The organism is Cryobacterium sinapicolor (genome assembly GCF_004403465.1).
GTDB classification, from domain to species: Bacteria; Actinomycetota; Actinomycetes; order Actinomycetales; family Microbacteriaceae; genus Cryobacterium; species Cryobacterium sinapicolor.
In genome coordinates this window covers 1-10,925 of the sequence record NZ_SOGQ01000074.1, presented here as the reverse complement: position 1 = coordinate 10,925, position 10,925 = coordinate 1, and the positions used below count along the sequence as shown (strand labels likewise).

The 10,925-nt window shown below is 65.9% G+C and carries 14 protein-coding genes; 12 read left to right on the top strand and 2 right to left on the bottom strand.

The features are described from left to right. The first annotated feature begins 177 nt into the window (after positions 1-177). On the top strand, positions 178-981 hold the full coding sequence (locus E3T28_RS13105) for an LLM class F420-dependent oxidoreductase (RefSeq protein WP_134432050.1): 804 nt from the start codon (positions 178-180) through the stop codon (positions 979-981). Between the two features lie 233 nt (positions 982-1,214). Here the strand turns inward: E3T28_RS13105 and E3T28_RS13100 are convergent, their stop codons facing one another. Continuing rightward, positions 1,215-2,357: a glutamate--cysteine ligase gene (locus E3T28_RS13100; protein ID WP_134432047.1), complete on the bottom strand. Its 1,143-nt coding sequence runs from the start codon at positions 2,355-2,357 to the stop codon at positions 1,215-1,217. Between the two features lie 297 nt (positions 2,358-2,654). Between E3T28_RS13100 and rpsP the strand changes: the two genes are divergently transcribed. The 11 genes from rpsP to E3T28_RS13045 all read left to right on the top strand — a co-directional run bounded on the left by rpsP (position 2,655) and on the right by E3T28_RS13045 (position 10,223). Continuing rightward, positions 2,655-3,080 carry a 30S ribosomal protein S16 gene (gene rpsP, locus E3T28_RS13095; protein ID WP_134432044.1) on the top strand — a complete coding sequence of 142 codons (426 nt, stop codon included), beginning with the start codon at positions 2,655-2,657 and terminating at the stop codon, positions 3,078-3,080. A gap of 2 nt (positions 3,081-3,082) precedes the next feature. Continuing rightward, the gene (locus tag E3T28_RS13090) at positions 3,083-3,319 is read left to right on the top strand and encodes an RNA-binding protein (RefSeq protein WP_134425461.1); all 237 of its coding nucleotides are present in this window, start codon (positions 3,083-3,085) and stop codon (positions 3,317-3,319) included. A gap of 22 nt (positions 3,320-3,341) precedes the next feature. After that, positions 3,342-4,013: a ribosome maturation factor RimM gene (gene rimM, locus E3T28_RS13085; protein WP_134432041.1), complete on the top strand. Its 672-nt coding sequence runs from the start codon at positions 3,342-3,344 to the stop codon at positions 4,011-4,013. An 88-nt stretch (positions 4,014-4,101) separates the two neighbouring features. Then, positions 4,102-4,956 (top strand): formate/nitrite transporter family protein, encoded by an 855-nt coding sequence (locus E3T28_RS13080; protein ID WP_134432038.1) that lies wholly within the window; start codon positions 4,102-4,104, stop codon positions 4,954-4,956. Between the two features lie 9 nt (positions 4,957-4,965). Beyond that, positions 4,966-5,709, top strand: coding sequence for a tRNA (guanosine(37)-N1)-methyltransferase TrmD (trmD, locus tag E3T28_RS13075; RefSeq protein ID WP_134432035.1), 744 nt, complete (start codon positions 4,966-4,968; stop codon positions 5,707-5,709). Positions 5,710-5,745: 36 nt separating this feature from the next. Further along, complete coding sequence (locus E3T28_RS13070; protein ID WP_134432032.1) at positions 5,746-6,312, top strand: MFS transporter; 567 nt, start codon at positions 5,746-5,748, stop codon at positions 6,310-6,312. Between the two features lie 195 nt (positions 6,313-6,507). Further along, on the top strand, positions 6,508-6,852 hold the full coding sequence (gene rplS / locus E3T28_RS13065) for a 50S ribosomal protein L19 (RefSeq protein WP_134368536.1): 345 nt from the start codon (positions 6,508-6,510) through the stop codon (positions 6,850-6,852). Between the two features lie 85 nt (positions 6,853-6,937). Further along, positions 6,938-7,684 (top strand): signal peptidase I, encoded by a 747-nt coding sequence (lepB, locus tag E3T28_RS13060; protein ID WP_134432029.1) that lies wholly within the window; start codon positions 6,938-6,940, stop codon positions 7,682-7,684. Positions 7,685-7,693: 9 nt separating this feature from the next. Beyond that, positions 7,694-8,329, top strand: a complete 636-nt coding sequence (locus E3T28_RS13055) for a ribonuclease HII (protein WP_338145403.1) — start codon at positions 7,694-7,696, stop codon at positions 8,327-8,329. A gap of 12 nt (positions 8,330-8,341) precedes the next feature. Further along, on the top strand, positions 8,342-8,665 hold the full coding sequence (locus E3T28_RS13050; protein ID WP_134432023.1) for a DUF2469 family protein: 324 nt from the start codon (positions 8,342-8,344) through the stop codon (positions 8,663-8,665). A 73-nt stretch (positions 8,666-8,738) separates the two neighbouring features. After that, positions 8,739-10,223, top strand: a complete 1,485-nt coding sequence (locus E3T28_RS13045) for a glyceraldehyde-3-phosphate dehydrogenase (protein WP_134432020.1) — start codon at positions 8,739-8,741, stop codon at positions 10,221-10,223. A gap of 60 nt (positions 10,224-10,283) precedes the next feature. On the opposite strand, the gene E3T28_RS13040 is transcribed toward E3T28_RS13045, so the two are convergent. Then, positions 10,284-10,730, bottom strand: coding sequence for a nitroreductase family deazaflavin-dependent oxidoreductase (locus E3T28_RS13040; RefSeq protein ID WP_134432017.1), 447 nt, complete (start codon positions 10,728-10,730; stop codon positions 10,284-10,286). Positions 10,731-10,925: the final 195 nt, after the last annotated feature.

Here is a 10,925-nt window from a genome sequence, read left to right as displayed (position 1 = left end):
CTGCGCGGCCTGCGGGGCCTTTCCGGCCTGCGGGGCCTGCGGGGCCTTTCCGGCCTGCGGGGCCTGCGGGGCCTGCGGGGCCTGCGCGGCCTGCGCGGCCTGCGCGGCCGGCCCAAACGGCCCAAACGGCCGGCGTCGTGCCGCGGATGCCCCCGGGCGCCGGTTTAGGATGAGCGGATGACCTCCGCCACACCCTCCGCCACGCCCGGCCGGGTGCGCATCGGTGCGCAGATCGCCCCGCAGCACGCCCTCTACCCGAAGATCAGGGACACCCTGGGCGAGGTCGAGGCGCTGGGCACGGACATCGCGTTCAACTGGGACCACTTCTTCCCGCTCTCCGGCGAGGAGAACGGCCTGCACTTCGAGTCCTGGACGCTCCTCGCGGCCTGGGCGGAGCAGACCTCCACCATCGAGCTGGGTGCGCTGGTCAACTGCAACAGCTACCGCAACGCCGACCTGCAGGCCGACATGGCGCGCACCATCGACCACATCAGCGGCGGCCGCTTCATCTTCGGCACCGGCTCCGGCTGGTTCGAGCGCGACTACGACGAGTACGACTATGAGTTCGGCACCGTGGGAACCCGCCTCGACGCGCTCGAAGCCGACCTCCCGCGCGTCGAAGCGCGCTGGGCGAAGCTGAACCCGCCGCCTCTGCGCGACATCCCGGTGCTGATCGGCGGCGGCGGCGAGAAGAAGACCCTCCGGATCGTGGCGAAGCACGCGGACATCTGGCACTCCTTTTCCACCCCCGCTGTGCTCGAGCACAAGCTCGGGGTGCTCTCCACCTGGTGCGACACGGTGGGCCGGGACCTGTCGGAGATCGAGATCTCCACCGAGCTGCGCGGCCGCACCGTGACGGAGGCCGACGAGCTCTACGATCTCGGCGCGCGCCTGTTCACCCTCGGCCTCTCCGGGCCGCTCTACGACCTGGCTCCGCTCGCATACTGGCTCGCCTGGCGCGACAGCAAGAATGCGCTCTAGACGGCCCTCCGTGCCCGTTCGGTATCCCGCCACCGAGGACTGTTCCCGTTTCGGACAACTGATGCTGGTGTGCCGGCAACAGTTGTCCGGAAGGGGAACAGTTGCCGCCGTGCACGCCGTTCACGGCCTACCGACGTACGGGAGCCGACCGGATCGACGGAGTCAAGGCCCCGCTGCCTGTGCGCGCACTGGCGCAGCTGACCTGCCACGGGTTACCGAAATGTACAGGCGGGTCAGGGGGTGGCGGGGAGGCCCGTGCGCAGTTCCCGGGACAGTGACTTCACGACGGCCGGCAGGCTGCCCCCGTGTGCCTCGGCGACGCGCAGCTGTCGCTGGTAGCTCGCACCCTCAGTGATGATCCGGTTGAGGCTCCGCAATTCGTCCACGCAGCCCAGCCGCTCGGCGACGGGGGAGAGGATGCCGATCAGCCGGAACACATCATCGGTCACCAGGCTCTCGGCACCCGCGGCATTCGTGATGATCTCGGCATCCAGGCCGTAACGGGCCGCCCGCCATTTGTTCTCGCGAACGAACCACGGCTGCATCGACTCCACTGCCTCGCCGGCGTCGAGCCGGGTGGACATCCAGTCGACCAGGCACTGGATGAACGCGGCGATGGCCCCGAGTTCCTCCGTCGTGGACACGCCGTCGCAGGCGCGCACCTCGATCGTTCCCCACCGCGGCGACGGGCGGATGTCCCAGCGCACCTCGGTCACATCCTCGATCACCCCGGTGGCGGTCATATCGGCCACGTAACGCTCCCAGGCCTCCCAATCCTCCAGGATCCACGGCAGGCCGGCGGTGGGCAGCTGCTGGAACATGAGGGCCCGGTTGGAGGCGTAGCCGGTGTTCACGCCGGCCCAGAACGGGCTTGACGCGGACAGGGCCTGCAGGTGCGGCAGGTAGCCGAGCAGGCCGTTCAGGATGGGGATGACCTTGGCCTTGTCCTCAATCCCGATGTGCACGTGGATGCCCCAGATCATCATGTTGCGGCCCCACCACTGGGTGCGGTCGATCAACCGGTGGTAGCGGGCGTTGTCCGTGACCTCTTGGTCGAACCACTGGCTGAACGGATGCGAACCACTGCAGATGAGTTCGACGCCCCTCGGATCCGTGATCGTCCGCACCTCGGCCACCTGGGCGGCCACATCCGCGACGGCGCCCGCAACCGTTCGGTGCACCCCCGATACGAGTTCCACCGTGTTCAGGAGCAATTCCCCGGTAATGCTCGGATGTGGCGTGCCGTCGGGCGCGGCCAGAGCGGTCAGGACTTCTTCGGCCAGGCAGACCAGGTCGCCGGTGTCGCGGTCGACAAGGGCGAGTTCCCACTCGATGCCGATGGTTGACCGCTCCGACCGGGCAAATTCGATCCCCATGCGCGGTCCTTCCGATCCTGGTGCACCCGTGCGGGTCTGGTTGTGTGCCAATCCTGACACCGATTGGCGAGCCGGCGCCACAGCCGGCGCCACAGGCCCCGTTCCAGGCCCCGCTCCGACTTCCGCCCCAGCGGACGATTATCACAAAGCCGTCGATGTCTGGCAGAATGATTAGTCGAGTTCTCTTGCGTCCGACCCTCTACTCAGGCGCAGGAAAAAACCTTATTGAGCTTGTGCCGAGTGTGCCCCCACGCTCACGGCCCTCAGTTCGCCAAAAATCAAATACACAGGAGAATTGTGGCTGTCAAAATTCGTTTGAAGCGCATGGGCAAGATCCGTGCACCGTACTACCGCATCGTCGTTGCCGACGCGCGCACCAAGCGCGATGGTCGTGTCATCGAAGAGATCGGCATCTACCACCCCACGCAGGAGCCCTCCGTCATCGAGGTCAAGTCCGAGCGTGCGCTGTACTGGCTGGGCGTTGGCGCACAGCCGACCGAGCAGGTTGAGGCTCTCCTCAAGCTGACCGGCGACTGGGGCACCTTCAAGGGCGACAAGAACGCCGTCAGCACCGTGAAGTTCAAGGAGCCGAAGGTTCCTTTCGTCGCTGACGAGAAGAAGAAGCCGGTTCTGAAGCCGAAGGCTGACAAGCCTGTGGCGAAGGAAGAGGCGCCCAAGGAGACTGAGGCTGCCGCAGAGGCAACCGAAGAGGACAAGGCGTAATTTTGCTCGCTCCCGCGCTCGAGCACCTCGTCAAGGGGATCGTCGATCACCCGGACGATGTGCATGTTGTCGCCCAGACGTCCCCTCGAGGCGAGGTGCTCGAGGTTCGTGTGAACCCCGAGGACCTCGGCCGCGTGATCGGTCGATCCGGGCGCACCGCCAAGGCGCTGCGCACCCTCGTGGCCGCGCTGGCCGATGGCCGGCGCGTGCGCGTTGACGTCGTCGACACCGATTTCTGAACTGGTGAATGAGTAGTTGGATATGAGTTCGGTGAACGACAGCACGACTCCGCGCAGGCAATTGCGGGTGGGGCGCCTCACCAAGGCGCACGGCCTCAAGGGAGCGATCAAGCTGGAATTGTTCACGGATGACCCGGGACGTCGTTTCGTCCCGGGTGCCGTGTTCACCCTGCAGGTGCCCACGGGTTCGCCCTGGCACGGCAAGAAAATCGAGCTCGTCGAGCTCCGCTGGTACAACCAGCACGCGGTGGGCTTTTTCAAGGATGTCCCCGACCGCGAAGCCGCCGAAGCCCTCGCCAAGGCGATCCTCTGGATCGATCAGGACGACGCGGAGCAGTCCGGCGAAGAAGACGCCTGGTACGACCACCAATTGATCGGCCTCGCCGTCGTACGCGACGAAGTGAAGATCGGTACCATCGCGCGGCTGGAGCATCTCCCCGCGCAGGACCTCTTGATCGTGAAGACCCCTGCCGGCGAGGTCATGATCCCGTTCGTGAAGGCGATCGTGCCGTCGGTCGACATCAAGTCCGGCATCGTGACCATCACCCCGCCTCCCGGCCTGCTCGAAGAGCTCCCGGAGGAACCGGACGACGACGACGCCGACGCCGCTGGCAACAACACCGCAGCCACGGCTGCCCCCGAGACCGAATCAGAATCCCAGGCCGAAGTCGACGGAGTCCCCGGCCAGAGCTGAAGCACCCCTCTGGGGAGAGGCGCGCCGCGCCCGACCGGCTCCCCACCTCGTCACGACGCGGCAGACCCTTTTCAAGGAGTACCGTCGCATGTCGTACGTCAAACCGAACCAACTCATCGATGACATTATTCAATCCGGTCTCCGTAAAACGAGACTGACATTAGGTCAAATGGCCGTGCGGGGTGTGCTCGCCGGGGCCATCCTCGGAGCGGCCACGACAGTCGCATTAACCGCCGCAGCCCAGACCGGCCTGCCGATCGTCGGGGCCGTGCTCTTCCCCGTCGGCTTCGCGGTGATCCTCCTGCTCGATCTCGAACTGGTCACCGGTAGCTTCGCCCTTATCCCGCTCGCAATCATGGAGGGGCGCGCGACCCTCGCTCGGGGGCTGCGGAACTTCTTCGTGGTGATCCTCGCCCACCTCGTGGGAGCCGTTCTCTACGCCGTCCTCTACACCACGTCTATCACCTACCTCGGCACGGACATGTCCGACCCGATGGTCCAGGCACTGATCAATCTGGCCGAGCACAAGGTGCTGCCCTATGAGGCGGTCGGCGCCGGCGGCATCCTCGTCGTGGTGATCAAAGCCATGCTGTGCAATTGGATGGTGGCTATCGGCACCATCATGTTCTACACGTCGAAGTCAACGGGGGGCAAGATCGTTGCGATGTGGCTTCCGGTGACCATCTTCTTCAGCCTCGGACTCGAACACGCGGTCGTCAACATGTTCGCCATTCCGGCCGGCATCATGGTCGGTGCGGACGTCACGATCGGCGAGTGGTGGGTCTGGAACCAGGCACCGGTGCTCGTCGGCAACTTCCTGGGCGCCATCCTGTTCACCGCATTGCCGGTCTATTTCTCGCACCGAACGCGCGTGAACCGGGTCAAGGAACCCGTCGCAGCACCGGTTTCCGTGCCTGCCGAGTCCGTGCTCGATCGATCGTAGACTTCTCCCGTGCGTATCGACATCATCACGATCTTTCCGGAGTTCTTCTCCGTCCTCGACGTCTCCCTGGTCGGCAAGGCCCGGCAATCGGGGCTGATCGACCTCCGGGTGCACAATCTGCGCGACCACACCCACGACCGGCACCACTCCGTCGACGACACGCCCTACGGCGGCGGCGCCGGCATGGTGATGAAGCCGGAGCCCTGGGGTGATGCTATCGACGACATCCTCACCCATGTGTACCCGGTCGCCGATCTGACGGATGCGCCCGATCTGCCCACGGCGACGGATGCCGGTCCGCTCCTGATCTTCCCATCACCGGCCGGTGAGCTGTTCACGCAGGCCATGGCCCGAAAGCTGGCCGAGGAGCCCAACCTCATCTTCGGCTGCGGTCGCTACGAGGGAATCGACCAGCGGGTCTTCGACCACTTCGCCGAGGCGGGCCGGGTGCGCCTGGTCAGTCTGGGCGACTACGTGCTCAATGGGGGAGAGGTGGCCGTGATGGCCATGATCGAGGCCGTCGGCCGCCTGATCCCCGGGGTCGTCGGCAACCCGGAAAGCCTCGTCGAGGAGTCCCACGAGGACGGCCTCCTCGAATACCCGAGCTATACGAAGCCCGCAGCCTGGCGCGGCCGTGACGTTCCGCCGGTGTTGCTGAGCGGCAACCACGGCGCCATCGCCGCCTGGCGACGCGAGCAACAGCTCGAGCGAACGGCCCGGGTGCGCCCCGACCTTCTGCCGCCAGCGAACTGAGCTCGCCCGCGCGGGCCGTCCGGGTAGTCTGATCTCGTGTTCGTACGCAGGGTCTTCTACTACTGGCAGTTCATCGCCGTGCTCGTGCTTCCGGCCTGGCTCCTGGTCGGCGCCTCCGTCTACGGAAGCGGCGGCTGGGACGTGGTCGGCAGCTTCTTCACCGGCCTCGTGGTCGGGGTGAGCCTCCTCGCCGTGAGCCTGATCTTCTTCGCCCGTTCCGAGGTGCGCAGCACCCGAACGGTGTCGTGGGCGGACGTGGGCGTCCTCACGCTCTGGCATGGATTGATCGTGGCCATGGGCTTCACCTACGGCGTCGCACCGGGGCTCGCCGCACTGGTAATCCTGGTCGGGCTCGGCGCGTTCTGGTTCGCGATCTGGGAGCTTGTCGATGCGGCCCGCCGCAGTATGCGGGCCATGATGCTCCTGGTCGAGGAGACCGCGCGGGGCCCCATGGTCCCGCCGACCATGCCGCCCACCCTCCCGCCGACCGACGGATTCATCCCCACGCGGGATCCGAGCGTCATCATCGTCCCCGAGCAGCTGCTCCAGCCGCACGAGGACCCTCCCGGCGGGAACAACTCCGGAACGTCGCCGGGGACCTGACCCGCTAGGCCCGGCTTTTGCGGGAACGATGCGTTTCGTGACATAATCATCGTTTGTGCCGTGGCAAGCCTCTGCCACAGGGGAGCTGCAACGTATCGGCACGCATCACACTCATTCATTTGCTGATTCGCGCGCCCGGCGTGACGCATCGCATAAGCCGTAGTCGTCCTGTGGCGGATACAGAGAGCGAACAATATGCATATTCTCGACCAGGTGGATGCCCCATCCCTCCGCAAGGACATCCCGGCGTTCCGCGCCGGCGACACCGTCAAGGTCCACGTCAACATCGTTGAGGGCGCTCGCTCTCGTGTTCAGGTCTTCCAGGGAGTCGTCATCGGACGCTCCGGCGAAGGCGTGCGCGAAACGTTCTGTGTTCGCAAGGTCAGCTTCCAGGTCGGCGTCGAGCGTACCTTCCCGGTGCACTCCCCGGTGATCGACCACATAGAGGTCATCACCCGTGGTGACGTGCGTCGCGCGAAGCTGTACTACCTGCGCAACCTGCGTGGCAAGAAGGCCAAGATCAAAGAGAAGCGCGACTGATACCCGTCGCAGTCGACTCTCAGCTTTAGCTGGATTCCCCCTGAGCTCCTCACCCGTACACTGGGTCAGGAGCTCAGGCGGTTTAATGACAGACAATTCTCTGCCCACGCGATCCAATCGCCTGGGAACAGAAACGAAGCGCAAGAAGCGCGGCGTTGCACTCTTTATTCGTGACCTTCTGGTCATCTTCGTGGTGGCACTGCTCATTTCGTTCTTGATCAAGACGTTCCTGGTTCGCTCGTTCTACATTCCCTCCGGGTCGATGGAAACCACGCTCCTGGTCAACGACCGCATCATCGTGAACCAGCTGGAACCGAAGTTGATCCCGATTGAGCGCGGCGACGTCGTCGTCTTCCGGGATCCGGGCGGCTGGTTGCTGCCGCAGGAGGCCCTCGAGCAGAACCCCGTCATCGCCACCGTGGACTGGGTGATGGCCGCGGTGGGTCTGTCGGCGCCGGACAGCAACGACCACCTGATCAAGCGCGTCATCGGGCTGCCCGGCGACCACGTCACCTGCTGCAACCCGCTCGGACAGATGAGCGTCAACGACGTGCCGCTCTCCGAACCCTTCGTGTCGCTGCCGGCCGGGGAGACGAACGTCTCGCAGGACGACTTCGACGTCGTCGTTCCGGACGGGTCGCTCTGGGTGATGGGCGACAACCGCTACAACTCCAAGGACTCCCGCTACAACACCGAGACCCCCGGCAAGGGGTTCGTTCCCATCGACAACGTCGTCGGGCGCGCACTCGTGATCAGCTGGCCGACCGCGCGGTGGTCGTGGCTCGACGACTACTCGGAGGTCTTCCAGGGCATTCCCGCGGAGACGAGGTAGGTGGCGGTCGTGGACCCGACCCTCGACGTCGAACGGGCGCTGCTGGCCGGTGGGGCCACGTGCGTGATCGGGGTCGACGAAGTGGGCCGAGGTGCCCTCGCCGGGCCGGTCGGCGTTGGTGTGGCCGTCGTCAACTCCTCCGCCCTGGCCTTCCCTGCCGGATTGCGGGACTCCAAGATGCTCAGTGAGCCGCGGCGCCGGCTCCTCGCGCCGCTGGCGGCGGCCTGGGCGTCGCACTCCGCGGTCGGGCTCGCATCGCCGTTGGAAGTCGACCGGTTGGGCATAATCGCCGCGCTCGGCCTGGCCGGCAAGCGGGCACTGGCGCAACTGTTCGCCGCCGGGGTCGACATCACCGGTGCCGTGGTGCTGCTGGACGGCAACGACGACTGGCTGAACCGGGCGTTGAGCACCCCGCTCAACGTGGTGACCCGCGTGCGGGCCGACCAGGACTGCGCGTCGGTGGCCGCGGCATCCGTGATTGCGAAGGTGCACCGCGACGCGCTGATGATCGAGGCGGATGCCGCGACGCCGGGCTACGAGTGGGCCGGCAACAAGGGCTACGGCAGCCCTGCCCATATGGCGGCAATCACCCTGCTCGGCCCTGCCCTGCTGCACCGCAAATCCTGGCTGAAGATCACAGCGTAGGATTGAATAACCATGGAAGAAGATGAGTTCGAGGACTACGACCGCGAGGTCGAGTTGGCCCTGTACCGCGAGTACCGAGACGTTGTGGGGCAGTTTCAGTACGTCGTCGAGACCGAACGGCGCTTCTATCTCGCGAACGAGGTCGATTTGGTGCGCCGTGACACGGAGCACGACTTCTACTTCGAGTTGACCATGAAGGATGTTTGGGTCTGGGACGTCTACCGTTCCGACCGGTTCGTGAAGTCGGTGCGGGTGCTGACCTTCAAAGACGTCAACGTCGAGGAACTCGCGTCCAAGGAGTTCGAACTGCCGAAGGAACTCGCCCTCGACGAGTAGCACAACGAATACTCAGGCCGGAGGGCCTGCACACTCGGCGCAACGATGCGGTCGAGAACGAAGGGTATGTCTTTTGCTTCAGGAATCTGATCGCGCTCGGGCCACGTGGATCAACCGGGAAGCACTCGCTGAAGCGATGATCCCCCTGATCGGTCGGTTGTACCGGGAGAACCACGTCGTCACCAGCGTGCACGGCCGAGGCCTGGTGAACCAGTCGGTGATCGGCCTGCTCAAGGCGCACCGCTTCGCCCGGCACATCGACGACGTGGAGTTGCCCCTGGAGGAGACCCTGCCGCTGCTGCAGGTGCTCAGCACGCTGCGGCTCGGGACCGCGTCCATCGACCTCGGCCGGCTGGCCATGGCCTTCAAGCTGGAGGGTTCCGGGCGTGGCCTCGCGGAGTTTGTCCGCGCCGAGCTCGCGGACGTCGTCGACCGCCAGGGTGACGCCGTCAGCGCCGGCACGGATGTCGTGCTCTACGGTTTCGGCCGGATCGGCCGTCTCCTGGCGCGCATCCTGATCGACCACGCCGGCGGGGGGCAGGGACTCCGCCTGCGGGCCATCGTGGTGCGCCGCGGCTCCAACAACGACATCGTCAAGCGGGCGAGCCTGCTGCGCCGCGACTCGGTGCACGGTCCCTTCGAGGGCACCATCACCGTCGACCCGGTGAACAACACCATCCTCGCCAACGGCACGCTGATCCAGGTCATCTACTCGAACGACCCGGCCACGGTCGACTACACCCGGTACGGCATCCAGAACGCCGTCGTGGTCGACAACACGGGGCGCTGGCGCGACGCCGACGGACTGAGCCAGCACCTGGCCTGCCCGGGTGTCGCCCGGGTGCTGCTCACCGCACCGGGCAAGGGCGCGCTGAAGAACATCGTGCACGGCATCAACCATGACGCCATCACCGCGGACGACACCATCATCACCGCGGCATCCTGCACCACCAACGCGATCACGCCCGTGCTCAAGGCCGTGAACGACCGCTTCGGCATCCGGGACGGCCACGTGGAGACGGTGCACTCGTTCACCAACGACCAGAACCTGATCGACAACTTCCACTCGGGCGACCGCCGCGGGCGCAGCGCCGCCCTGAACATGGTGCTCACCGAGACCGGGGCGGCGAAGGCCGTCGCCAAGGCGCTGCCCGAGCTGGCCGGCAAGCTGACCGGCAACGCCATCCGGGTGCCCACGCCCGACGTGTCGATGGCGATCCTCAACCTCACCCTTGAGCAGGGCACCACCAAGGACGAGCTCAACACCTACCTGCGCACCATGTCGTTGCACTCCGAACTGCACAAGCAGATCGACTACATCGACTCACCCGAGGTGGTCTCCAGCGACTTCCTCGGCTCCAAGCGGGCCGGTATCGTCGATGGCCTCGCCACCATCTGCACCGACACGAAGGCCGTGCTGTACGTCTGGTACGACAACGAATACGGCTACAGCTGCCAGGTCATCCGGGTGCTGGAGGAGATGGCGGGCGTGCATCCGCCGGCCTTCCCGAAGGTGCTGGTCGAGCCAGCGGCCTTGGTCTTAGCCGCCGAGGTCTGAGCCGCCGAGGTGCGAGGCGCCGAGGTCTGAGGCGCCGAGCGGGGTTGATCCGAGACCGGGTCAGCGCGGCCGGGGTTCGCAGATCACGACCGGGATGTCCCGGCCGGTCTTCTGCTGGTAGCCGTCGTAGCCGCGGTAGGCCGCCACGATCTGCGGCCAGAGTTCGGCCTTCTCCGCGGGGGAGGCGGTGCGCGCCCTCAACTTCAGGGTGGTGCCGTGCACGGTCAGCTCGACGTCGGGGTTCGCCACGAGGTTGAGGTACCACTGCGGGTGGCGGTCGTCGCCGCCCTTCGAGGCGATCAGCACGAAGCGCTGGTGCCCGTGCACGGGAGCGGTGAGCATGGTCGTGCGGCGCTTGCCGCTGGAGCGGCCGATCGTGTGCAGCTCTACCGCCGGCATCGACCCGAACGAGGCCAGCAGGCGCCCGCCGGAGGCCGTCAGCACCGCACGGTGCAGCGCGCTCATCGTCTTCATCTGCAGATCCGTCAGTCGATTACGCAGTTCCATGCCTCCAGCCTACGAGGTGCCGCAAGCGGGTGACGGATGTCCCCGTCGCCGTCCCCGCTACAGCGGCAGCGCCCCGGCGATGTCCGCTAGCTGTTCTTCCCACGGAGGTTGTGAGCGTGGCGTGAGCTAAAAAGGTGAGGACCTCCGGTATCGATTGGGTTACCACACTCAAGTCGATGCCACGGAGGCCCTCAT